Annotated in this window: 18 protein-coding genes; 13 read left to right on the forward strand and 5 right to left on the reverse strand. The window is 69.4% G+C overall.

From position 1 onward, the window contains the following. The first annotated feature begins 330 nt into the window (after positions 1 to 330). Positions 331 to 648 carry a hypothetical protein gene (locus ACGFI6_RS28205; RefSeq protein ID WP_393123716.1) on the forward strand — a complete coding sequence of 106 codons (318 nt, stop codon included), beginning with the start codon at positions 331 to 333 and terminating at the stop codon, positions 646 to 648. Here the strand turns inward: ACGFI6_RS28205 and otsB are convergent. The 3 genes from otsB to ACGFI6_RS28220 form a co-directional block, all read right to left on the reverse strand. Next, positions 614 to 1,447 (reverse strand): trehalose-phosphatase, encoded by an 834-nt coding sequence (gene otsB, locus ACGFI6_RS28210; RefSeq protein WP_393123718.1) that lies wholly within the window; start codon positions 1,445 to 1,447, stop codon positions 614 to 616. The genes ACGFI6_RS28205 and otsB overlap by 35 nt on opposite strands. Further along, entirely contained in the window at positions 1,444 to 2,064 is a 621-nt protein-coding gene (locus ACGFI6_RS28215) for a LytR C-terminal domain-containing protein (protein WP_393123720.1), read from the reverse strand. Before ACGFI6_RS28215 ends, otsB begins: the two co-directional genes overlap by 4 nt. A gap of 62 nt (positions 2,065 to 2,126) precedes the next feature. Continuing rightward, on the reverse strand, positions 2,127 to 2,435 hold the full coding sequence (locus tag ACGFI6_RS28220; RefSeq protein ID WP_393123722.1) for a DUF3263 domain-containing protein: 309 nt from the start codon (positions 2,433 to 2,435) through the stop codon (positions 2,127 to 2,129). Between the two features lie 217 nt (positions 2,436 to 2,652). Between ACGFI6_RS28220 and ACGFI6_RS28225 the strand changes: the two genes are divergently transcribed. The 9 genes from ACGFI6_RS28225 (at position 2,653) to ACGFI6_RS28265 (ending at position 13,966) form a co-directional block, all read left to right on the forward strand. Continuing rightward, positions 2,653 to 4,056 carry an amidase gene (locus ACGFI6_RS28225; protein ID WP_393123724.1) on the forward strand — a complete coding sequence of 468 codons (1,404 nt, stop codon included), beginning with the start codon at positions 2,653 to 2,655 and terminating at the stop codon, positions 4,054 to 4,056. Next, entirely contained in the window at positions 4,047 to 5,048 is a 1,002-nt protein-coding gene (locus ACGFI6_RS28230; RefSeq protein WP_393123726.1) for a Gfo/Idh/MocA family protein, read from the forward strand. The genes ACGFI6_RS28225 and ACGFI6_RS28230 overlap by 10 nt, the downstream gene beginning before the upstream one ends. An 8-nt stretch (positions 5,049 to 5,056) precedes the next feature. After that, positions 5,057 to 6,463, forward strand: a complete 1,407-nt coding sequence (locus ACGFI6_RS28235; protein WP_393123728.1) for a trehalose-6-phosphate synthase — start codon at positions 5,057 to 5,059, stop codon at positions 6,461 to 6,463. Beyond that, positions 6,450 to 7,871 (forward strand): FGGY family carbohydrate kinase, encoded by a 1,422-nt coding sequence (locus tag ACGFI6_RS28240; RefSeq protein WP_393123730.1) that lies wholly within the window; start codon positions 6,450 to 6,452, stop codon positions 7,869 to 7,871. Before ACGFI6_RS28235 ends, ACGFI6_RS28240 begins: the two co-directional genes overlap by 14 nt. A 75-nt stretch (positions 7,872 to 7,946) precedes the next feature. Then, positions 7,947 to 9,206, forward strand: coding sequence for a sensor histidine kinase (locus ACGFI6_RS28245; protein ID WP_393123732.1), 1,260 nt, complete (start codon positions 7,947 to 7,949; stop codon positions 9,204 to 9,206). Continuing rightward, the gene (locus ACGFI6_RS28250) at positions 9,103 to 9,789 is read left to right on the forward strand and encodes a response regulator (protein ID WP_393123734.1); all 687 of its coding nucleotides are present in this window, start codon (positions 9,103 to 9,105) and stop codon (positions 9,787 to 9,789) included. The genes ACGFI6_RS28245 and ACGFI6_RS28250 overlap by 104 nt, the downstream gene beginning before the upstream one ends. Positions 9,790 to 9,870: 81 nt before the next feature. Then, on the forward strand, positions 9,871 to 12,042 hold the full coding sequence (locus tag ACGFI6_RS28255; protein ID WP_393123736.1) for an MMPL family transporter: 2,172 nt from the start codon (positions 9,871 to 9,873) through the stop codon (positions 12,040 to 12,042). 46 nt (positions 12,043 to 12,088) lie between these two features. Then, positions 12,089 to 12,505 (forward strand): aspartate 1-decarboxylase, encoded by a 417-nt coding sequence (gene panD / locus ACGFI6_RS28260; protein ID WP_393123738.1) that lies wholly within the window; start codon positions 12,089 to 12,091, stop codon positions 12,503 to 12,505. Between the two features lie 21 nt (positions 12,506 to 12,526). Further along, complete coding sequence (locus ACGFI6_RS28265; protein ID WP_393123740.1) at positions 12,527 to 13,966, forward strand: aminopeptidase P family protein; 1,440 nt, start codon at positions 12,527 to 12,529, stop codon at positions 13,964 to 13,966. 4 nt (positions 13,967 to 13,970) lie between these two features. Here the strand turns inward: ACGFI6_RS28265 and ACGFI6_RS28270 are convergent, their stop codons facing one another. Continuing rightward, positions 13,971 to 16,715, reverse strand: a complete 2,745-nt coding sequence (locus ACGFI6_RS28270; protein WP_393123742.1) for an ATP-binding protein — start codon at positions 16,713 to 16,715, stop codon at positions 13,971 to 13,973. Positions 16,716 to 16,822: 107 nt separating this feature from the next. Between ACGFI6_RS28270 and ACGFI6_RS28275 the strand changes: the two genes are divergently transcribed. Genes ACGFI6_RS28275 through ACGFI6_RS28285 form a run of 3 tightly spaced genes read left to right on the forward strand, consistent with a single transcriptional unit; the run spans position 16,823 to position 19,654 of the window. Beyond that, complete coding sequence (locus ACGFI6_RS28275; RefSeq protein ID WP_393123744.1) at positions 16,823 to 17,233, forward strand: DoxX family protein; 411 nt, start codon at positions 16,823 to 16,825, stop codon at positions 17,231 to 17,233. Then, on the forward strand, positions 17,230 to 19,101 hold the full coding sequence (locus tag ACGFI6_RS28280; protein WP_393123746.1) for an FAD-binding protein: 1,872 nt from the start codon (positions 17,230 to 17,232) through the stop codon (positions 19,099 to 19,101). Before ACGFI6_RS28275 ends, ACGFI6_RS28280 begins: the two co-directional genes overlap by 4 nt. A gap of 1 nt (position 19,102) precedes the next feature. Beyond that, positions 19,103 to 19,654 carry a putative toxin-antitoxin system toxin component, PIN family gene (locus ACGFI6_RS28285; protein ID WP_393123748.1) on the forward strand — a complete coding sequence of 184 codons (552 nt, stop codon included), beginning with the start codon at positions 19,103 to 19,105 and terminating at the stop codon, positions 19,652 to 19,654. A gap of 87 nt (positions 19,655 to 19,741) precedes the next feature. Here the strand turns inward: ACGFI6_RS28285 and ACGFI6_RS28290 are convergent, their stop codons facing one another. Next, a complete protein-coding gene (locus ACGFI6_RS28290) occupies positions 19,742 to 21,685 on the reverse strand; it encodes a M13 family metallopeptidase (RefSeq protein ID WP_393123750.1) in 1,944 nt (647 codons plus the stop codon). Positions 21,686 to 21,770: the final 85 nt, after the last annotated feature.

Below are 21,770 nucleotides of genomic sequence, written 5' to 3' on the forward strand. Positions count from 1 at the left end.
CTCAACGCCTTCGAGATCGCCTTCGACGGCCGCCTCACCACCGGACGCAACTAACCCTCTTCAACCCGAGTTACACCGTTCGTTTGACAGTCCCCTCGGCGGGCACCCTGCACGCCTGGACGGCTGAGCGTGAATCGCGAGAACAGGACTACCTCCTGTCGTTACGGCACACTGAAGGACATGACCGCCTGGCAGTGGGTGAAGGTTGTGGGGAATTTGCTCAATCTGTCCACGGTGGCTGGGGTTTGTGTGGGGATGTTGGGGCGGGCCCGGTTCAGCTTGGGGCCTCGGGGGCTGGTGTTCGGGAACGGGTATCGGCTGGGGTTTCCGGTGGCGGGGGCGTTCACGATCGGGAACGTGGTGCTGAGCAAGCACGAGCGGTCGTACTTCGACGATGACCGGCTGGTGCGGCACGAGGAGCGGCATTCGTGGCAGTACTTCTGCCTGATCGGGTTGCCGATGCTGCCGCTGTACGTCGTCGGGGTGGTGATCTCGTTCGTGCTCACCGGCGATCCGGCGTCGCGGAACCCGTTCGAGCGGCTCGCGAATCTCAAGGACGGTGGGTACGTCGAGCGTCCGGTGCAGCCAATCGGCAAGACCGTGACGCAGGCGTTCAGCGGGCTGCGATCGCGTCCGAAAGGGCCGTGAGGACGGTCACCACGCCGCTCGGGTCGTCGACCACGACGTCTGCGGCGTCGATCAGCTCGGTCGCGTTCGACGAGCGGGTCGCGAGCAGTACGGCAGCCAGCCCGGCGTCGCGCTGTGCCTGGATCGCCCGGAACGCGGCCAGATCGCCCAGGTCGTCGCCGGCGTACAGGATCGAACGCGCGCCGGTCGACTCGAGCAGGCTGCTGATCGCGACACCCTTGTCGATGCCGGGCGGTCGCAGCTCGAGCACCAGGTTGCCGGGCTCCAGCCGCAGCTCGGTCTCCTCGGCCAGTGCGGTCAACGGCCCACGGAGCAGCGCGAACGCGCCGGCCGGATCCTCCAGCCGACGGGTGTGTACGGCCAACGAGCTGTCCTTGTCCTCCACGAACGCATCCGGTACGCCGGCCTCCTGGAGCAGACCGGGCAACCGATCCCGGGCCGTCGCGACACCTTCCGGAACCGCGGCACTCGTCACTTTGCCGGTCGCCGCATCCCACCGCTCCAGGCCGTAGTGCCCGAGCACGACGAGACGCCCGAGGCGGGGGTGCCCGCTGACGCCGGACAGTTCGGTCGCGATCAGCGCGGGCCGGCCGGTGACGATCGCGACCTGATTCACGGACGCGGCCAGCCGGGCCAGCGCGTCCAGAGCGCCATCGACCGGGCGGGACCGTGCGGGGTCCTCGACCAGTGGGGACAGTACGCCGTCGAAGTCCGAGGCGATCACCGCTGATGCGGGGTCGGACACGATGGCGTTCCAGCCTTCGTGTCCTGCGTCGGTCTCGATGACCGGACTGTTCATCCTGCGTAATCCGTGGTCAGGATCACGGTCAGGCGGTCCTTCTTCATGTTGTCGAGCGCACCCTTGCTGCGCCCGACACCGATGTCGTGGGCGAGCTGGTTCGCGGCGTCGAGCATGCCCGGCGGGTAGTACACCGTGCTCTCCGCGACCTTGCCGTGCCAGTTGTCCGGCGACCCGGCGACGGTCCAGCCGGCCTGCCGCGCCCGGCCCGCGACCGTGTCGGCGAGGCCCTTGCGCGGGGTGTTGTTGTAGACCTCGATCGCCGGGCGTTCTTCCACCGGGATCGTCACCGGCTGGGTCGGGTGGCCGGTGGTCTCAGTGGCCTTGGGCGGCTGCGTCGGCTCGGTGCTCGACGGGGCCTTGGTCGGCTGCTCGGTCGGCTCCGGCGGCGGCGTCTCGCTGGGCGGCTGCTCGGTCGGCTTCTCAGAAGACTTCTCGGACGGCCGCGGGATGCTGGCGCCCACGGTCGACGGCCCCGACGAGGGCTTCGCCGACGGGGAGGTCGCGGCGGCCGGCTTCTCGTCGGCCTCGCTGTCGTGTCCCCGGGTCCCGAACAGCACCAGCAGGCCGGCCACGATCGCCACCACGGCAGCCACCGCGACGAGGGACGAGAGCACCTGCCCCTGCTCGCCCCGAGGGCGTGGGGCAGTAGGGCACGCCCTGAGGCGGCGGGACATGGTCAGACCTCGATGCCCAGTCGGCGTGCGGAGCGGGCGCGCTGACGGGCGGCCCGGAGGCGGCGCAAACGCTTGACCAGCAGCGGGTCGTGCGCGAGGGCCTCGGGCCGGTCGATGAGCGCGTTCAGGACCTGGTAGTACCGGGTCGCGGACATCTGGAACTGGTCGCGGATCGCCTGCTCCTTGGCGCCGGCGTACTTCCACCAGTGCCGCTCGAAGGCAAGGATCTGCCCGTCACGCTCGGAGAGCCCGTCGACGGCCGGCAATGCTGCTTCGGCGGGGCCGGAAGAGCTGGCATTGGCGCTGTCCATCTGCTGCTGACTCCTGTGCGGTCGGTGATCGTCCGTCCGCCAGCCACTGTACGTGTTGAACAACAGCAATGTCATTCACCGAGGACCGACACGAAGCGTGTCGCTGACTCGGCAGCCGGACGGGTTCAACTCTGGCAGGATCGTGAAGGTGAGCTCAAGCCGGCCTGACCGTGGCGGTGGGGCGGGGACGGAATCCAGATCTGACCGGGGTGGTGGGGTGGGGACGCAATTCAGCGCAGCCGCGCTGGTGGAGGAGCTGCAGGGGCGGGCTCGCGAGGTGGACCCGTTGGTCAACGCCATCTGTACGCCGAACCCCGACGCGCTCACCGAGGCCGCTCGCCTCGACACCGAGCGTGACGAGGGTCGCGTCCGCGGGCCACTGCACGGCGTACCGGTGCTCGTGAAGGACAACATCGACACCGCCGACCTGCCCACCACGGCCGGTTCGCTCGCGCTGGCCGACCAGCCCCCTCCGCCGGAGGACGCGCCGCTGGTACGCCGGTTGCGCGACGCGGGCTGCGTGATCCTGGGCAAGACCAACCTGAGCGAATGGGCGAACTTCCGCGGCTCGGCGTCCTCGTCCGGCTGGAGCGCGTACGGCGGCCTCACCCGCAACCCGTACGCACTGAACCGCTCACCCGGCGGCTCCTCCTCCGGCTCCGGCGCAGCGATCGCGGCCGGCCTCGCGGAGTACGCGATCGGCACCGAGACCAACGGATCAATCGTTTGCCCCGCCGCCCTGAACGGCGTCGTCGGCCTCAAGCCCACCGTCGGACTGATCCCGCAGCGCGGCATCGTCCCGATCTCGCACTCCCAGGACACCGCCGGACCGATGACGCGCACGGTCGAGCAGGCCGCGACCTTGCTCACCGTCCTCACCGGCAGCCAAACGGACTACCGGGAGGCCTGTCGCGGCACGGACCTCAGCAACGTGCGCATCGGCGTACCGCGTGGGCCACTGTGGGGTTACTCCAAGGGACTCGACCAGGTCACCGAGCACGCACTGGAGCTGCTCAGTCAGTGTGGAGCGACTCTCGTCGACCACCTGTCGTTGCCGACACCAGGTGGTGACGAGGACCAGCTCCAGGTGCTGTCACACGAGTTGAAGGTCGACCTGGCCGCGTACCTCGCTACCCGCGTCCCTGGCGGTCCCCGCACGCTTGACGACCTCATCGCGTTCAACAACGCGCATGCAGACCAGGAGCTGCAGTGGTTCGGACAGGACCTATTCGAACGCGCCGCGGCCACAGACGGCCTTGACTCTCCCGTGTACGTCGCTGCCCGCCTGGCCGCGCTCCGCGCCGGCCGGGACGGCATCGACAACCTGCTCCGCGACAACCAGCTCGACGCCCTGGTCAGCCCGTCGTACTCACCGGCCTGGTCGATCGACCTGGTGAACGGCGACCACGTGCTCGGCAGCTCGTCCTCACATGCCGCCCTGGCCGGCTATCCGCTGCTCTCGGTCCCGTCCGGCCTGGTCTCCGGGCTGCCGGTCGGGCTGACGATCAGCGGTACTGCGCGGAGTGAGGTCACGCTCATTCGCTTGGCTCACGCCTTCGAAACCGCGAGAATCGCTGCAGACGGACCGTTCCCGACCCCGGAGTTCACCCAGTGGGCATAGATCGCGTCAGGTGGGGAATTGTTGCGACCGGCAACATTTCGACCCAGTTCACCGAGGACCTGGGGCTGCTGACCGACGACGCCGCGGTGACCGCGGTCGCCTCCCGTTCGCAGGAGAGCGCGGACAAGTTCGCCGCCCGGTTCGGCATCCCGCACGCGTACGACGACTACCGCCGGCTGATCGATTCCGGCGAGGTCGACGTGATCTACATCGGCACGCCGCATCCACAGCACTACGCGATCGCCCGGACGGCTTTGCAGGCCGGCATCGCCGTGCTGTGCGAGAAGCCCGTCACGCTGACCGCCAAGCAGGCTCGGGACCTGATCGCCGTGGCCGCAGAGCACCGGACGCTGTTCGCGGAAGCGATGTGGATGCGTACGGATCCGGTCGTCCAGGCGCTTTTCGTCGACCTGCGCCGCGGCGTGATCGGTCAACCACAGCAGGTGGTTGCGGATTTCGCGTTCTACAAAGCTTCATTGCCGGTTCGCCTGCTCGACCCGGCGCTCGGTGGAGGCTCGCTGATGGACGGCGGCATCTATCCGATGACGTTCGCGCACATGGCGCTCGGCCGCCCGGCGGAGGTGAAGGCAGTCGGCTCCCTGAACGACGACGGCGTCGACCTGAACGTCGCGATGGCCTGGCGGTACGACTCCGGCGCGGTCGCCGCGCTGACCTGCGGCCTGCGTTCGCAGAACCCGTGGGTCGCGTCGATCAGCGGCCCGGACGGCAACCTGACGCTCCCGCACCGCTTCCACCATCCCGAGTACTACGTGCGCACGACCGCTTCCGGAGCGGAGCGGATCGACGTACCGACGCATGGCCGTGGGTACCACTACGAGGCAAGCGCAGTGATGCAGACGCTGCGCGCGGGGTTGCTCGAGGTCCCTGACCTCCCCCACGCCGCCACCCTCGAGATTCTCGATCTCCTCGACGAGACCCGGAGCCAGATCGGGGTCCGCTACCCCGGTGACGACGACGACCTGAGTGGATGACGCCAACCATGTCTACAGCGCCGAACGGTAGGAGTTCCTTCGTAGTGGTGGCCAACCGGCTGCCGGTCGACCGGATCGAGATGCCCGACGGCAGTACGGCCTGGCGCCGCAGCCCGGGTGGACTCGTGACCGCGCTGGCGCCGGTGATGCAGCGCCACCACGGCGCCTGGATCGGCTGGACCGGCAGCGCCGACGAGAAGGTCGACCCGTTCGACAACGACGGCATGCACCTGGTCCCGGTGATGCTCAGCGCCGAGGACGTCCAGCTGTACTACGAGGGCTTCTCGAACGCCACGCTCTGGCCGCTGTACCACGACGTCATCGTGCCGCCGGAGTTCCACCGCGAGTGGTGGGAGTCGTACGTCGCGGTGAACCGCCGGTTCGCGGAGGCTGCCGCGGAGGCCGCCGACGACAACGCCGACGTCTGGGTGCACGACTACCAGCTCCAACTGGTTCCGGCGATGCTCCGGCGGCTGCGTCCGGACGTACGGATCGGGTTCTTCCTGCACATCCCGTTCCCGCCGACCGAGCTGTTCGCGCAGATGCCGTGGCGGCGGCAGATCCTGGACGGGCTGATGGGCGCGGACCTGGTCGGCTTCCAGCGGCCCGGCGCCGCGTCGAACTTCGCCCGCCTGGCCCGCAACCGGATGGGCCTGCGGACCCGCGGCGACCGGATCCACCTGCCCGACGACCGGATCGTCCGCGCGAAGGCGTTCCCGATCTCGATCGACGTCGGCGAACTGGAGACGCTGGCCCGGCAGCCCGAGACCACGGCCCGCGCGGCCGAGATGCGTCAGGAGGTCGGCAACCCGCAGCACGTCCTGCTCGGGGTGGACCGGCTGGACTACACCAAGGGCATCCGGCAGCGGATGCGGGCGTTCGGCGAGCTCCTGGACGAGAAGCGGGTGTCGGTGGACGACGCCGTCTTCATCCAGGTGGCGACGCCGTCCCGCGAGCGCGTCGAGCAGTACCGCGTGCTCCGCGACGAGATCGAGCTGCTCGTCGGCCGGATCAACGGTGAGCACGGTCGGATCGGTACGCCGGCGATCAACTACCTGCACACGTCGTACTCGCGGACCGAGATGGCCGCACTGTTCCGGGCGGCCGACGTGGCGGTGGTGACCCCGCTGCGCGACGGCATGAACCTGGTCGCCAAGGAGTTCGTCGCCTGCCGGTACGACGACACCGGCGCGCTCGTACTGAGCGAGTTCGCGGGCGCGGCGGACGAGTTCCGGCAGGCTTTCCTGGTGAACCCGCACGACATCAACGGTATGAAGGACACCATCGTCGATGCGATGAACACCGACGAACGACAACTCGGCCGCCGGATGAAGGCGATGCGCAAGCACCTCGCCGCGCACGACGTCAACATCTGGGCCCAGACCTTCCTGAAGGCACTGCATGACGAAGAATGACGGGCGCGTACTCGCCCTCGACCTCGGTACGTCGTCCGCGCGCGCACTCGTGCTCTCCGAGAGCGACGCCGCGCCGATCCCGGGCGCGCTGGCCCGGCACAAGATCGCGCCGACGTACGGGCACGACGGGTCCGCGACGCTCGACCTGCACGAGTACGTCGAGGGACTCCTGAGCTGCCTGGACGAGCTCGAGCAGAACGGTCACCTGGACGGCATCGGCGCGATCGTGCTGTCCTCGCAGTGGCACTCGATCGTTGCCCTGGACAACAAGGGTGTCGCGCAGACGCCCGTCATCACCTGGGCGGACACCCGCGCGATCGACCACGGCCTCGGCGCGTCGTTCGACGAGCAGGCGTTCCACGCCCGGACCGGCACCTGGCTGCACCGGCTGTACTGGACGCGCCGGATCCCGTGGCTGCTGTCCTCGGGGTCCCCGGAGCAGTTCGCCGGGCTCCCCGATCTCGTGCTCGAGCGGCTCACCGGCGAGCGCGTCACGTCGGTCTCGATCGCGTCCGGGACCGGAACACTCGACCTCGCCGGCGGCGCGTACGACGACGAGGCGCTCGAGATCGCTGGTGTGACGGCCGACCGGCTGCCGCAGATCGTGCCGACCGGCTGGACGGGCACGCTGTCCGCCGAGTACGCCCGTCGCTGGCCCGGCCTGGTCGGCGTACCGGTGCATCCTCCGACCGGTGACGGTGCCGCGTCGAACGTAGGTACCGGTGGGTACGACGCAGGCACCGCCGCCGTGACGGTCGGTACGTCTGCAGCCGTACGGGTCGTGCACCCGATCGAGAACGCACCGGAGCTGCCGTGGGAGCTGTGGCGGTACCGGGTCGACGACAAGCGCGCCGTGACCGGCATGGCGTTCTCCGCCGCCGGGAACCTGCACGCGTGGCTCACCGGCGTACTGCGGCTGGAGTCCGACGAGCCGCTCGGCGTGGAGATCGGCGGGACGCATGCGATCGCGATCCCGTTCATGGCCGGCACCAGACCGCCCGCGACCGTGCCAGGTGGTTCGGGCGTGTACTTCGGGCTCTCCTTCGACGACAGCTCCGCGGACCTGCTCGCGGCCGCGCTGCAGGGCGCCTCGCTGGAGATCGATCGTGGCCTGCGGCAGCTCGACAAGCTCTTCGGGCAGGAGCTGGAGGTCGTACTGGGCGGTGGCGGGATCGACGCGTCGGAGTGGTGGCGCCGCTGCCTCACCGCGACGTTCGCCCGTCCGACCACGGTCTGCGCGGAGCCCGAGGTCGGGGCGCGTGGAGCCGCAGCCGTGGCGCTCGGCCTGTCGCCAGAGGCCGGTGGTGAGCACCTGACGCCGGCCGCCGAGGACGTGTCGCGTCTCGCTGACCTGAGGACGCGCTACGAGTCCCTGCGAGAGCTAGCAGTCCAGGCGTCATCCATTTAGTACTGCGTTCGCGGTACTCGGCGGATACGGCTGGAGGACGACGCGGGGTTCGGGGCGGCCACGTACTGTGAAGTCATGGACGCACTGTCACGGTGGTGGCGGGACCTCCGGGTGCCCCCGCTGCTGCTCGACGGCGTCCTGGCGTTCGGCATCCTGCTGGCCAACGGCGCCGCGCTGGGGCAGCGGCGCAACGGGCACGCCCTGACGCTTTCCGGGTCGTTGCTGATCATCGCGGGTGCCCTGTTCATGGTGCTGCGCCGGCGGATGCCGATCAGCTCGCTGTGTCTCACCACGATCGTCGGCATCACGTACACGATCACGCAGCAGGCGAAGAGCCCGATCGGGCTCTTCATGGCCTGTGCCGCGTACACGGTGGTGCAACGGACAGAACGGCGTACGAGGGCCGCCGCGATTGTCAGTGTGGTGGCCGTGACGGTGGTCGCGGCCGCGGTCTATACGGACGGGGAACTGTTCGCGAACCTCGTGAACGGGCTGGTCGTGCTGATCGGCGCAGCGATCGGTGAGGCGACGCAGTACCGGCGCGCGTACCTGCGTGAGCTGGAAGAGCGCGCCGTACAGGCTGAACAGTCGAGGGACGAGGAGGCGCAGCGCCGGGTGATGGAGGAGCGGCTGCGGATCGCTCACGAACTCCACGACGTCATAGCGCACCACATCGCTCTCATGAACGTGCAGTCCGGCGTGGCAGCCCACGTACTGCGTTCTCAACCGGACGAGGCGGAGCGAGCGCTCGCCCTGGTCCGTTCCGGCGGCCGTACGGTGCTGCAGGAGCTGACTGTCCTTCTCGGCGTCCTCCGTCGCTCTGGCTCTCCGTTACCGACAGCACCTACGCCGTCCCTGCATGAGCTGGATGCGCTGATCCGGTCCTTCACGGCGGCCGGCGTACAGGTCGAGTGGACACCACCTGCGGCGCCGGGCGTGCTGCCGGACGTTGTGGAGCTCACGGCGTACCGCGTCGTCCAAGAGTCACTCACCAACGTGCTCAAACACGCCCCTGGTGCGGCCGCTCGGGTGAGCATCTGCTGGGAGGTGGGGTCGTTGTCGGTCGAGGTGTCGGACTCAGGAGGTACGTCACCGGCCGCCGGCCATCTGGGCGGCCACGGCCTCACCGGTATGCGTGAACGGGTCACGGCGGTCGGCGGGACGCTCGATGCCGGACCGCAGAGCGCGGGCGGGTTCTCCGTCCGGGCTGTGCTTCCTCTGGAGACGGGAGATGCGGGTGACGATCAGGGTGCTGCTGGCGGACGACCAGACGCTGATCCGGAGCGGGTTCCGGGTGCTGGTGGGCTCAGCGCCCGATCTGCAGGTCGTTGCTGAGGCGTCGAACGGCCGGGACGCGGTCGAGCTCGCCCGGTCCGAGCGGGCCGACGTGGTGCTGATGGACATCCGGATGCCCGAGGTCGACGGGCTCGCGGCGACCCGGATGATCACCGCGGACGAGTCGCTCGCGGGCGTGAAGGTGCTGATCCTGACCACGTTCGAGGTGGACGAGTACGTGTTCGAGGCGATCCGGTCCGGCGCCAGCGGCTTCCTCGGCAAGAGCGTCGAGCCCGCCGAGCTGATCGACGCGATCCGGGTGGTCGCGCGCGGCGAGGCGCTGCTGTCCCCGAAGGCGGTGCGCGGCCTGATCAACCGCTTCCTCGCCGAGCCCAGCCCCGGTCAGCCGGTCGGTCCCACGGTGCTGGACGTGCTCACCGACCGCGAGCGCGAGATCGTCGGCCTGGTCGCGCTCGGCCTGTCCAACGACGAGATCGCCGAACGGCTGGTGCTGTCCCCGTCGACGGCGAAGACCCACGTCAACCGCGCGATGGTGAAGCTCGACTGCCGCGACCGCGCACAACTCGTCGTCCTGGCGTACCAGACCGGCCTGGTGCGGCCCGGCGTACCGCAAGCGCGGTAGTCGGTACGGCGAGCGCGGTACGGCGAGAAGCCTGCGGGCGGCGGACGCGCGCGACGACCGGTCGCCGGAAGCATCAGCCGCATGGCTACGTATCTCTACCGCCTCGGCCGCCTCGCCTTCCGCCGGCGCCGGTTCGTCGTCCTGATCTGGCTCGGGCTGCTCGCCGCCGGGATCGCGGGCGCGGCCACACTGTCCGGCCCGACCGCCAACGGGTTCTCGATCCCCGGCACCGAGTCGCAGCGGGCCGCGGACCTGCTCAACGAGCGCTTCCCGCAGGCCGGCGCCGACGACGCGACCGCCCGGATCGTCTTCCAGGCACCGGCCGGCCAGAAGCTCACCGACTCGCCACAGGTCCGGCAGACCCTCGACCGGATCGCGGCCGCGCCACAGGTCGCGCGGGTCCTGGACCCGTTCAGCGCGAAGGCGGTCTCCGCGGACGGCCGCACCGGATACGCCCAGGTGACGTACGACGTCGGCGCGGCCGATGTCACGCCCGAGGCCAAGGAGGCGGTGGACGCGGCCATCGAACCGGCCCGCGCGGCGGGGCTCACCGTCGAGTACGGCGGGGACGCGCTGCAACCGCAGGACGGGCAGCAGCTGACCGAGGTGATCGGGCTCGGGGTGGCGGCCGTCGTGCTGCTGATCACGTTCGGTTCGCTGATCGCGGCCGGACTGCCGTTGCTGTCGGCAATCATCGGGGTGGGGATCGGGGCGACCGCGATCACGGCGCTGAGCGGGTTCGTGGACATCGGATCCGGGACGCCGATCCTCGCGCTGATGATCGGACTCGCGGTGTCGATCGACTACGCGCTGTTCATCATGTCCCGGTACCGGCACGAGCTGCGCTCCGGCCTCGAGCCGGAGGAAGCCGCCGGACGTGCCGTGGGAACCGCCGGATCGGCGGTGGTGTTCGCGGGGCTGACGGTGGTGATCGCACTCACCGGCCTGTTCGTCGTCGACATCCCGTTCCTCACTCAGATGGGTCTGGCGGCCGCCTTCACCGTCGTCATCGCGGTAGGCATTGCCCTCACCCTTCTGCCTGCCCTCCTGGGCTTCGCCGGTCGCCGCGTCGGCAATCCCGGCCGGCGCGTGTTCACTCGCCCGGGACAGCCTGTTGCGGAGCGTCCGGCGCTCGGGCGGCGCTGGGCGGGGTTCGTCACGCGGCGGCCGCTGGCCGTCCTCCTGGTGACCGTGATCGGCCTCGGCGTGCTCGCGATCCCGACGACCGACCTGAAGCTCGGGCTGCCTGACGACAGTACGGCGGCGCCGGATTCCACGCAGCGCAAGGCGTACGACCTGCTCTCCGAAGGTTTCGGTCCCGGCTTCAACGGTCCGCTGATGGTCGTGGTCGACGCGGGCGCCGCGCCGAATCCGCAGGCAGCGGCGACCAGCACCGCAACGGCGATCCGCGGCCTCGCCGATGTCACGATGGTCGGCCCGCCGCGCTTCAACCCGGCCGGCAACACCGCGCTGCTGACCGTGATCCCGGCCAGCGGCCCGAGTACGACGCAGACCCACGATCTGGTGCAGGCGATCCGTGCGCTGCCCGATCTGGACGGCACCGACGTCGCCGTCACCGGTGCGACCGCGATCAGCATCGACATCTCGGACAAGCTCGGTGGCGCACTGGCGCCGTACCTGGCCCTGATCGTCGGGCTCGCATACCTGTTGCTGATGCTGGTGTTCCGGTCGGTACTCGTACCGTTGAAGGCGACGCTCGGGTTCCTGCTCACCGTGGCGGCGACGTTCGGTGCGGTGGTCGCGGTGTTCCAGTGGGGCTGGTTCGCGGGTCTGTTCGGGGTGGCGGGGCAGACCGGGCCGGTGATCAGCATGCTGCCGATCTTCCTGATCGGGGTGGTGTTCGGGCTCGCGATGGACTACCAGATCTTCCTGGTGACCCGGATGCGCGAGGAACACGTGCACGGCGCGGCGGCGCGGGACGCGGTCGTCGACGGCTTCGCGCACGGCGCCCGGGTGGTGACGGCGGCGGCGGTGATCATGACCGCGGTCTTCTCCGGGTTCATCCTGTCCGGGCAGGCGCTGATCCGGGAGATGGGCTTCGGCCTCGCGCTCGCAGTCGCCATCGACGCGTTCGTGGTGCGGATGACCGTCGTACCCGCCGTGATGGCCCTGCTCGGCCGCCGCGCCTGGTACCTCCCGCGCTGGCTCGACCGCCTGCTCCCCACGGTCGACGTCGAGGGCGACGCGCTGCGACGGGACGCGCCACGCGAGAGCGAACTGATCGCAAGGTGACCGCCACCACTGACACCGGGCCGGGTACGACGAGATCATTCCCGCCATGTGGCGCGAGATGATGAAGTCGAAGGTGCACCGGGCGACGGTCACGCAGGCGGACCTGGACTACGTCGGGTCGTGCACGCTGGACGCGGACCTGATGGCGGCGGCCGACCTGCTGCCGGGCGAGAAGGTCGACATCGTCGACATCACCAACGGTCAGCGGCTGTCGACGTACCTGATCGAGGGACCGCGCGGGTCCGGGATCGTCGGCATCAACGGGGCCGCGGCGCACCTGATCCACCCGGGTGACCTGGTGATCCTGATCGCCTACGGGACCTTCGACACCGCCGAGGCCAAGGTCTTCGAACCGAGCGTAGTCTTCGTGGACGAGCACAATGCGATCACCCGCATCGGCTCCGACCCCGCGGAGGCGCTTCCTGACACCGGAACGCTGCGTGGGGACCAACTGCACCCGTAGCGAGATGAGGACTGGTCGCCGATGACCGAGAACGCTGCCGAGAACACCGCGCCGAAGACGGCGTCGCACGACAATCAGCCGAGCGCGAAGCTGCGGGCCTTCATGAACTCGGGCTGGGCCGACTCCGAGCGGCACGACCTGTCGCTGAGCGACGTCGGCGTGTGGGCGGCCAAGCGGCGCGACGCGCTGTCGCAGGCGTTCCCCGGCGAGCGGCTCGTGATCCCGGCCGGTACGTACAAGGTCCGTTCGAACGACACCGACTACGTCTTCCGCCCGCACACCGACTACGTGTGGCTGACCGGCAACCAGACCTCGGACGCGGTCCTGGTGCTCGAGCCGAACGGCACCACCGGCCACGACTCCGTGCTGTACTTCCGCCCGCGCGCCGACCGTTCGCAGGGCGAGGAGTTCTGGCGCGACCGGATGTACGGCGAGCTGTGGGCCGGCCGGCGTCCGTCGCTGACCGAGACCGCCAAGGAGTTCGGCATCGAGACCCGGCACGTCGACCAGCTGGCCGACGCGTTGAAGGGTGACGTACCGACCCGCGTCCGGCGCGACGAGGACGCCTCGATCGCCTCGCTGCTGAGCGGCGCCCGGACCGAGGACCCGAAGGACCACGAGCTGTCGTCGGTGCTGTCCGAGCTGCGGCTGGTCAAGGATGCGTACGAGCTCGACCAGCTCCGGGACGCGGTCGCGATCACGCACCGCGGATTCTCCGACGTCCTCGCCGAGATGGAGAAGGTCCGGCAGTACGGCGAACGCTGGATCGAGGGCACGTTCTGGCGCCGCGCGCGGGCCGAGGGGAACGACGTCGGCTACAGCTCGATCGCCGCGGCCGGTGCGCACGCGACCACGCTGCACTGGATCGAGAACGACGGCCCGGTGACCGACGGCACGCTGATGCTGCTCGACATGGGCGTCGAGAACCGGCAGCTGTACACCGCGGACATCACCCGTACGCTGCCGGTGAACGGCGAGTTCACGCCGCGCCAGCGCGACCTGTACCAACTCGTTCTCGACGCGCAGAACGCCGGCATCGCGGCGCTCACCCCCGGTGCCGCCTTCCGCGCCGGGCACGAGGCGGCGATGGAGGTCATCGTCCACGGTCTGGACGCGATGGAGCTGCTGCCGGTGTCCGCCGAGGAGGCGCTCGACCCGGAGAGCCGCCTGTACCAGCGCTACACGCTGCACGGCGTCAGCCACATGCTCGGCCTTGACGTCCACGACTGCGCCGCCGCCCGCAACGAGACCTACCGCCAGGGCACCGTGAAGCCCGGGTACGTCCTCACCGTCGAGCCCGGCCTGTACTTCCAGTCCGACGACCTGACCGTCCCCGAGGACCTGCGCGGCATCGGCATCCGCATCGAGGACGACATCCTGATCACGGACGGCACCCCGGAGAACCTCTCCGACGCGATGCCCCGCACCCCCGAAGCCATCCAAGCCTGGATGGCGTCCTGATTCGCTACGGAACGGCCACCCGCAGGGCTGTGAGTTCGGCGCGGGCCTCGGCGGCGTGGGCTGGGTGCAGGGCGAGCGTGGCGGCTCGTTCGAAGCGGGCGCCGATACGTTCGAAGGCTTCGGCGGCGGCCAGGATCGCGTCGAGGTCTCCGGTGGAGCGTGCTGTGGCACGAGTGCGGCAGGCGGCGCCCCAGTCGTTCTCCGCGGCGTCCTGCTCAGTGGCCGCGAGCAACGCCGGCGCATCGGGCAGGTCCGCCAGTACGGCAAGCTCCGCCGCGGCGGCCCGCGCGTACGGCGCCCACCACCCCTCCGCAAACCTTTCAAACCCCCGCCGCACGACATCGGCCCGCTCAGCGGTAGTTGGCCGGTTGGTGTCGATCAGGTGGATGGCAACGCGGGCTTGAGCAAAGGCGTACGGGGCGGCCAACCACGGGGCGTCCTCGGGGACCGCGGACCTCGCCACCTCGAGCGATCGTGACTGCCAGACGTCGAACAGGCCGTCGTCGCGCAGACCGTGCACCATCGCGGCCGCCGACAATGCGGACGACATCCACTCGATCGGCGGTGCGCCGGCGCGTTGCCAGCGCTGCCAGAGTGCGTCCGCGTGCTCCACGCAGGTGTCGAACTCGCCGGTGAGCGCGGAGACGCGGATCAGCCGCGGCAGCGAGATGTACGGATGATCGCCGACCGGATCGTCCGGCACACCGATCGCAGCACGCGCCGCGGGCAGGTCACCGACCGCGGTCGCCGTCGTCGGCGCGACGTGGAACGCGTCGATGATCTCGGCCGCCGCGTACGGCTCGTGCCGCGGCAGCGGGCCGACCAGCCGCATCCTTTCCACTGCGTACGAGCGCGCGTCGCGCAGCCGGCCCGCGTTCCCGGCCGCGACCGTCGATGCGTCGAGAGCGCCCGCGATCAGGACCGGGTCACCCGTTCGCCGCGCTGCTTCGACGGCTTGCTGGGCGAGCTCGGGATCAGCACCGATGCGCCGCTTTCCGTACTCCCACGCCTTGGCGGTCGCGAGCAGGGCGGACACCTGCGAGTCACCGGGTTGTGCGCACTCCAGGGCCTGCTCGAGCAGGTGTGCGCTGCGTGCTGACGGCACGTCGTACAGGGATCCGGTCGGGTACCTGTTCACCGCGATCACGGCCAGCGCCAGCATCGTCGCCCGAACGTTGCCATCAGCAACGGCGCGGTCGGCGGCGTCGAGGAGCAGCTGGACCCCTGTCTCGGCGTCCGAGATCGCGAGGGTGGCATCGGCTGCCGAGCGCAGATCCAGCGCAGCGCTGACCCCGTCGGCGGCGCGTTCGGCCGCCGACCGGTAGTAACCGACCGACTCCTGAAACTCCCGCCGTGCAAAGCCCAGATGACCGAGCGACCGCGCCAACCGATGCGCGACGGGATCAGCAACTGCCCCCGTCGCCGCCAACGCAGCCCGCAGATCGCCCGCCACCGCGTCATAAATCCCCCACCACTCCTTCCCACCGAGCACGGTGTCGTCGAGTTGGGCTTCCAGAGTGGCGGCGGCGGTGGCGGCCCAGTGGAGGCAGCGGTCTTGCGCGGTGGACAGTTCGTCGTTGGTCAGTTGGTCGCGGGCGAACTCGCGGATCGTCTCGAGCAACCTCCAGCGCGAGCCCCGACGTACGGCGAGGCTCTTGTCGGTCAGCCGCCCGAGCAGATCCGCCACCTCGCCCCGCCCGAACTCCGGGCTGGTCGCGCTGGCGGCGTCCAGGTCGAACCCTCCGACGTAGATCGCGAGCCGTCGCAACAGCAGCCGCTCCTGTTCGTCCAGCAGATCGTGGCTCCAGCCGATCACGGCGGCCAGCGATCGGTGGCGTACGTCCACACCACGCCCGCCCGCGAGGAGCCGGAGCCGGTCGTCGAGCGCCGCCTGCAGGCCGTCCGCTCCGAGCGAGCCGATCCGGGCCGCGGCGAGTTCGATCGCCAGCGGCATGCCGTCGAGCCGCGCGCAGATCTCCGCGAGGACCTCGTCGGGAGCAGTGAAGTCGGGGGCGACCGCGCGCGCCCGGTCGGTGAACAGCTCGGTCGCGGCGTCGAGCGGCGGCAGGAGGACGGTCGTCTCGGACGGTACGCCGAGGCGCTCGCGGCTGGTGGCGAGAACGGTCAGCTCGGGGCAGGTGCTGAGCAGTTGTTCCGTGAGTACGGCGACCTCGTCGACCAGGTGCTCGCAGTTGTCGAGGACCAGGAGTGATCGGTCCTGCTGCAGGTGTTCGATCAGGACCTGTTGCAGGCTTTGCGGCGGACGTTCGCTCAGCCCGAACGCGGTCGCGACGGCCCGGGTGACGAGGCCTTCCCGCACCGGCACCAGATCCACGAACGCACCGGTCATGGCCAACTCGCCCGCCACCATCGCGGCGAGGCGGGTCTTCCCCATGCCGCCCGGACCGAGCAGCGTCACCAACCGCGACCGGCCAAGCGCCTCTCGCAAGCCCGCCGCCTCACCTGCACGCCCAACAAAAGCAGTCCGCCCAACAGGCAACCCACCAACGACCGGACGCTCCCTACCCACGCCCGGACGCTCCCCGCGCGGCGCTTCGAGTGCGATCAGGTCGGCCAGTTCTCGGCGGTCGGTGACGCCGTACTTGCGGAGCAAGGACGAGACGTGACTCTCGACCGTACGGACCGAGATGTGCAGGGCATGGGCGATCTGTGCGTTCGACCGGTGCTCGGCCACCGCCTCCAGTACCTCGGCCTCCCGTGCGGACACCTCGTTCACGCGCCCCATCATGACCGATCCGTGGGCTCTCCGTGGTGGATCCGTGGTCAGTACGGATGTGGCGCGCGGGTCGCCGGCGCGAAGGTCGTCGTACCAGAACAACTCTCTCGGAGGTAGCGATGAGTACAGCGATGACGACGACGCGCAGGGTCCGGCCGGGCGTCGTGGTGTTGTGGGTGGTGCAGGTCCTGCTGGCGTCGCAGTTCGTGATGGCGGCGCTGCCGAAGCTGTCGGGTGACCCGGTGATGGTCGACCTGTTCAACGAGGTCGGCGTCGGCCAGTGGTTGCGGTACGTGGTCGGCGTACTGGAACTGGCCGGAGCGATCGGCCTCCTGATCCCGCGCCTGTGCGGTCTCGCCGCGCTCGGGCTGACGCTGTTGCTGGTGGGCGCGAGCCTGACCAACCTGATCGCTCTGGGCGCGTCGCCGGCGATTCCGATCGTCTACCTCCTGGTGGCAAGCGTGATCGCCTGGTTCCGCCGCTCGTCGATCCGCGCGGTCCTGGCTCCAGTTGTGGGCGGCCTGCGATGACGATCACGGCCTTCGACGGGCGCCTGATCCGGCCTTGCGACTCGGAGTACGACTCCGACCGGTCCGTCTGGAACGCGATGGTGGATCGGCGGCCGGCGCTGATTGCGCGCTGCGCGAGTACGGCGGACGTGGTCGCGGCGCTGCGCTACGGCCGAGAGGCAGGGCTGGAGATCGGCGTCCGGTGCGGCGGGCACAGCTTCCTCGGGCTGCCGGTAGTGGAGGACGGTTTGCTGCTCGACCTGTCCGCGATGAACTCCGTGCAGGTCGATCCGGTCAGCCGCCGGGCTCGCGTGGGCGGGGGTGCGTTGCTGGGCGCCTTGGACGTCGCGAGCCAGCGGTACGGGCTGGCGACCACGGCCGGCAACGTCTCGCACACGGGCGTGGGCGGACTCACCCTGGGCGGCGGAGTCGGCTGGCTGGCGCGTGCGTACGGACTGAGCTGCGACAACGTTGCGTCGTACGAGCTGGTCACCGCGGACGGGGAGGTACTACGGGTCAGCGCGAACGAGCACCCGGACCTCTTCTGGGGACTGCGTGGTGGCGGCGGGGCTTTCGGGGTGGTGACCGCGTTCGAGTTCCGGCTGCATCCGGTGGGGACTCAGGCGTTGACCGTGGACCTGTTCTACGACCTGGACGATGCCGGTACGGCATTGCGTGGCTGGCGGGACTTGTTCGCGGACACGCCACGGCAGGCGACCTCGGTGGCGCGGGTCGGGCAGTGGAACGAGTACGGCGGGCGGCCGATGGCGAGCGTCGGGTATGTGTGGGTCGGGGATGTTGAAGAGGGACGTCGGCTGATGGCGTCGTACGAAGGCATCGGCAAACCGGTGGCACGGCGGATCCGGGAGCTCAGCTACCTGGAGCTTCAGACCCAGTCGGACGACCAGGAACGGCACGCACTACGCCGCTACTGCAAGGGCCACTACCTGCGCTCCCTGCCGGACGCCGCCATCGACGCGTTCCTTGCCTGGGACAACAATCCGGGAGCACGGCTGACGCTGAACGGCGGCGCGATCGGCGACGTACCGGACGACGAGACGGCGTACAGCCATCGCGACGCACTCGTCGAGTTCACCACCGGCGACGACTGGACCGACCCCACCGAGGACGCCGCCCGAATCAGCGCAGCCCGAACCTACGCCGCCGCCCTCGAGCCCTACACCAGCGGCACCTACGTCAACACCATCGCCGACAACGACCCGACCGCAGTCCACCGCGCCTACACCCCCGCCAAACTCACCCGCCTCCACCACCTCAAACAAACCTACGACCCCACCAACACCTTCCCTCACACCCCACTAACCCCTAACCGCGACAGCCCTGCAGCCCTGCGGCCACCCGACAGGGCATCCACCAGTTGCGTTTGCTGCGTTTATTGCGGATACTTCAGATGTCAGGAGGAGTCAGCCATGAGCACCGCAGAACCCGCAGGCGCGCAGCCGGACGCCACTCAGATTCATTCCGCAGAGATCGCCATGCGGAGAGTCAAGCGCTACTTGGTCAACCACGCCGAAGAGAGCGACATTCGTGTGCTGGTCGGCGGCGACCCAGACGACACCTTGACTGTTCCGCGCAGCGCCATGGAACTCTTGGCCAAGGTCCTCGCACACATGGCCGCCGGCCAAGCCGTCTCAGTTGTCCCCGCGCATGCCGAGCTGACAACCCAGCAGGCGGCATCCATCCTGAACGTCTCTCGTCCTTATCTCATTGGCCTTTTGGACGCCGGCGCGATCGAGTACCGCAGGGTAGGCACCCATCGACGCGTCCGAGCCGACTCCTTGATGGACTACAAGCGCAAGGACGACCAAGACCGTCGCGAGGTCGCCGACGAGTTGACCGAGCTCAACCGAAACATGGGCCTGTACTGACGTGTCGTTCATCGTCATCTACGACGCCAACGTCCTCTACCCCAACAGCCTGCGCGATCTACTGATCCGCGTCGCGCAAGCCGGTCTTGTCGAGGCGAAGTGGACCGACAAGATCCTCGACGAGACCTTCCGAAGCCTGAAGCGCGTCAGACCCGATCTCGATCCGGCCAAACTCGATCGGACGCGCCAGTTGATGAACCGAGCGATCCGGGACGTCCGGGTCACTGGTTACGAGCCGCTCATCGAGGTTCTGGACCTACCGGATCCCGACGACCGGCATGTCCTCGCCGCGGCCGTCAAGGCGCGTGCACAAGTGATCGTGACCGAGAATCTGAAGGACTTCCCGCGGGCGCAACTGCTGCCGTGGAACATCGAGGCTCGTAGTGCTGACGACTTCATGCTCGATCTCATCGACCTGAACCAGCAGTCCGTGTACGCCCAAGTGCAGCGGATGGCCGACGCCTGGCAGAACCCTCCAGGCAGTGTCGATGACGTCCTCACGTCGCTCGAGCACGTCGGCCTACTCAGAAGCGTCGCCGCCCTACGCGCCTGATCGCCACCCGCGATGACGATCAGGCCCACGATCACCCCTCGACCGTTCCGCCTGCTCGGATGGGCGGGCAGGTGGCCGGGCGGAGGGTTACCAGATGCGGACTCGGGCGTTGGGGTCCAGCCACATGGTGTCGGTGGGGGTTGTTTTGTAGGTGTTGTGGAAGGCGTCGATGTTCTTGACTACTGCGTTGCAGCGGAACTCGGGTGGGGAGTGCGGGTCGATGGTGAGGCGGCGGGCGGCTTCTTCGGGGCGGGTCTTGGTGGCCCAGGCGTGCGCCCAGGCAGCGAAGAAGCGTTCGGCGCCGGCCTGCAGTTCGTCGTCCGGCTCGGTGCCGTCCAGGGAGAGCTGGTAGGCGACGTACGCGATCGAGAGGCCGCCGAGGTCGCCGATGTTCTCGCCGAGGGTGAGCTTGCCGTTCACCTTCTGGCCGGGAGTCTCGGCCGGCTCGAGAGCGTCGTACTGCGCGACGAGCTTGTCGGTGCGCTGCTCGAAAGCCTTGCGGTCGGCGTCGGTCCACCAGTCGTTCAGGTTGCCGTCGGCGTCGTAGCGCGAGCCCTGGTCGTCGAACCCGTGCCCGATCTCGTGACCGATCACCGCGCCGATCGCGCCGTAGTTCGTGGCGTCGTCGGCGTCCAGCCCGAAGAACGGCGGCTGCAGGATGCCGGCCGGGAAGACGATCTCGTTCATCCGGGGGTTGTAGTACGCGTTCACGGTCTGCGGCGTCATCCGCCACTCGTTGCGGTCGACCGGCTTGCCGAGCTTGTCCAGGTCCCGCGCGGTCTCCACCGCGACCGAGCGGCGGACGTTGCCGAACAGGTCGGCCGGGTCGATCTCGAGCGCCGAGTAGTCCTTCCACTCGTCCGGATACCCGATCTTCGGTACGAAGGTGCCGAGCTTCTCCAGTGCGCGCTGCCGGGTGTCCGGACCCATCCAGTCCAGCGCCTCGATCCGCTGCCGGTACGCGGCGACCAGGTTCTGCACGAGCTCGACCATGCGGGCCTTGGCGTCCGGCGGGAAGTGCTCCGCGACGTACAGCTTGCCGAGCGCCTCACCGAGCGCGGACTCGACCGCGCCGACCGCACGCTTCCAGCGCTCGCGGAGCTCGGGCGCACCGGTCAGCGTCTTGCCGTAGAAGGCAAAGTTCTCGTCGACGAAGACCTGGCTCAGCAGCGGCGCGGCGCTGTGCACGATCCGCCAGCTCAGCCACTCCTTCCAGCGGTCGACGTCGACCTCCTGCAGCGCGGCCGCCGCGGCGGTCAGGAAGTCCGGCTCGCGGACCACGACCTCCGCGAACGCGCTTTCCGGTACGCCGGCACCGGTCAGCCAGGTCGCCCAGTCGAAGCCCGGTGTCAGCGCGTCCAGCCCGGCCCGGTCGAGCTTGTTGTAGGTCAGCTGGACGTCCCGCTCCTTCACGCGGTCCCAGTGCGCGCCGGCGATCCGGGTCTCCAGCTCGAGGATCCGCTCCGCGGCACCGCTCGAGTCCGGCAGGCCGGCCAGGTCGAGCAGCTTCGCCACGTGCGCGACGTACGCCGTACGGATCTCGGCGAAGCTGTCCTCGCGGTAGTAGGACTCGTCGGGCAGGCTGAGGCCGCCCTGGGTCAGGAGCACGATGTTCTGGTCGGACTGCTTCGCGTCCGCGTCGACCCAGTAGTGGAAGACGCCCGGGACGCCCTGCAGCTCGAGCTGCCCGAGCACCGAGACCAGCCCGGCGACGTCGGTCACGCCCTGCACCAGCTCCAACTGGCCGGCGATCGGCCCGGCGCCCAGCCGCTCGATCGTCTCGGTGTCCATGAAGCTGCTGTAGAGGTCGGCGATCTTCCGCGGCTCGCTGCCCTCGGCGTGCCCGGCGGCGGCGGTCTTCTCGACGATCGCGCGGACGTCCTGCTCGGCGGTGTCCCAGAGCGCGTGGAACGCGCCGTGGATCGCCTTGTCCGCGGGAATCTCGTGCTCCGCCAGCCACGCACCGTTCACGAACCGGTACAGATCGTCCTGCGGTCGCACCGCGGGCGACCCGTCGATTCCTGCTGTCATCCCTGACCCCTTGTCCCATGTCGAGTTACTGCCAGCGAACATACCCGGTTCGCGATCAGGCCGTTCTGAACTATCCACAGGATCC

It is taken from the genome of Kribbella sp. NPDC048928 (assembly GCF_043197975.1).
Classification (GTDB): domain Bacteria; phylum Actinomycetota; class Actinomycetes; order Propionibacteriales; family Kribbellaceae; genus Kribbella.

What these genes read in the sequence shown, in the direction of transcription:
- ACGFI6_RS28270 (WP_393123742.1), bottom strand. Translation starts at nt 16,715, where the DNA reads ATGATGGGGCGCGTGAACGAGGTGTCCGCACGGGAGGCCGAGGTACTG.
- ACGFI6_RS28265 (WP_393123740.1), top strand. Translation starts at nt 12,527, where the DNA reads ATGACCGAGAACGCTGCCGAGAACACCGCGCCGAAGACGGCGTCGCAC.
- ACGFI6_RS28290 (WP_393123750.1), bottom strand. Translation starts at nt 21,685, where the DNA reads ATGACAGCAGGAATCGACGGGTCGCCCGCGGTGCGACCGCAGGACGAT.
- otsB (WP_393123718.1), bottom strand. Translation starts at nt 1,447, where the DNA reads ATGAACAGTCCGGTCATCGAGACCGACGCAGGACACGAAGGCTGGAAC.
- ACGFI6_RS28220 (WP_393123722.1), bottom strand. Translation starts at nt 2,435, where the DNA reads ATGGACAGCGCCAATGCCAGCTCTTCCGGCCCCGCCGAAGCAGCATTG.
- ACGFI6_RS28250 (WP_393123734.1), top strand. Translation starts at nt 9,103, where the DNA reads ATGCGGGTGACGATCAGGGTGCTGCTGGCGGACGACCAGACGCTGATC.
- ACGFI6_RS28245 (WP_393123732.1), top strand. Translation starts at nt 7,947, where the DNA reads ATGGACGCACTGTCACGGTGGTGGCGGGACCTCCGGGTGCCCCCGCTG.
- ACGFI6_RS28255 (WP_393123736.1), top strand. Translation starts at nt 9,871, where the DNA reads ATGGCTACGTATCTCTACCGCCTCGGCCGCCTCGCCTTCCGCCGGCGC.
- ACGFI6_RS28235 (WP_393123728.1), top strand. Translation starts at nt 5,057, where the DNA reads ATGTCTACAGCGCCGAACGGTAGGAGTTCCTTCGTAGTGGTGGCCAAC.
- ACGFI6_RS28275 (WP_393123744.1), top strand. Translation starts at nt 16,823, where the DNA reads ATGAGTACAGCGATGACGACGACGCGCAGGGTCCGGCCGGGCGTCGTG.
- ACGFI6_RS28240 (WP_393123730.1), top strand. Translation starts at nt 6,450, where the DNA reads ATGACGAAGAATGACGGGCGCGTACTCGCCCTCGACCTCGGTACGTCG.
- panD (WP_393123738.1), top strand. Translation starts at nt 12,089, where the DNA reads ATGTGGCGCGAGATGATGAAGTCGAAGGTGCACCGGGCGACGGTCACG.
- ACGFI6_RS28280 (WP_393123746.1), top strand. Translation starts at nt 17,230, where the DNA reads ATGACGATCACGGCCTTCGACGGGCGCCTGATCCGGCCTTGCGACTCG.